This is a genomic window from Acinetobacter sp. 228 (assembly GCF_048147885.1).
In genome coordinates this window covers 1-1,085 of record NZ_JAYWYV010000535.1, presented here as the reverse complement: position 1 = coordinate 1,085, position 1,085 = coordinate 1, and the positions used below count along the sequence as shown (strand labels likewise).

Annotated in this window: 1 protein-coding gene and 1 pseudogene; both read right to left on the bottom strand. The window is 41.4% G+C overall.

The window, feature by feature from the left end; translation table 11 throughout:
* Positions 1 to 908: acetylglutamate kinase (argB, locus tag VXQ92_RS20565; RefSeq protein WP_001135419.1), on the bottom strand; the 908-nt coding region annotated here is incomplete at its 3' end.
* A gap of 14 nt (positions 909 to 922) precedes the next feature.
* A pseudogene (locus VXQ92_RS20560) lies at positions 923 to 1,085 on the bottom strand (phosphomannomutase/phosphoglucomutase); the annotation flags it as partial.

Below are 1,085 nucleotides of genomic sequence, written 5' to 3'. Positions count from 1 at the left end.
TAGTGAGTCGTTTGTGTACGGTTAGAAATGAGCGTACCAACCCCGTGATCTGTAAAGATTTCAAGTAATGTTGCGTGCGGTACACGACCGTCAACAATATGTGCGCTCACAACACCACCTTTTACAGCGTCAAGGGCACAGCCTACTTTAGGAATCATTCCACCGTAAATTACGCCTGTTTCGATTAAACGGTCAACTTCTTGTGTCGTTAAACCAGTTAAAAGGTTTTTGTTTTCATCTAATACGCCACTAATATTAGTCAGCAGAATTAATTTTTCTGCGCCTAATGCTTCTGCGACCTTCCCAGCCACCAAGTCAGCATTAATATTGTAAGTATTACCTTTTTCATCAACACCTAATGGAGCAATAACAGGAATAAAGTCGCTTTGAGTAAACATCTCTAATACGTCAGTTTTAACCCCGGTCACCTCACCAACCATACCTAAATCGATATGTTTGATAGAACCGTCCTCTTCTTGTTTTTCCATTAATAATTTACGGGCACGTAATAGGTTGCCATCTTGACCAGTCAAGCCAATTGCACGGCCGCCGTGTTTATTAATCAAATTAACAATAGATTTGTTTACGCTACCGCCTAGGACCATTTCAACCACTTCCATCGTAGCTTCATCGGTCACACGCATACCATCAATACGGTCAGACTCACGTCCTAATTGCTTTAAGAAAGAGTCAACTTGTGGGCCACCGCCATGCACAACAATCGGGTTTAAACCCACAGTTTTAAGTAAAACGATATCGCGGGCAAATGAACTTTCCAATTCAGGATCAGTCATCGCATTACCACCGTATTTCACCACCAGCGTCTTACCAGAAAAACGTTGAATATATGGCAAAGCTTCAATCAAGATTTTTGCTTTGTCGACGCCGAGATGCTGATCTTGTGGCATTGCGCCTCTCCTTATTAGGCCTCAGAAAGTTCTTGTGCAATTTGCGGATAACGCTCTTGCAACATATCAATAAATTTTTGCTGGATTTCCTTTAAACGTAAAGGATTATCAGCGTCAAATCTTACGGTAAAATACTCACCTGTATTTGATGCTCGAATAATGCCAAAACCATCATCA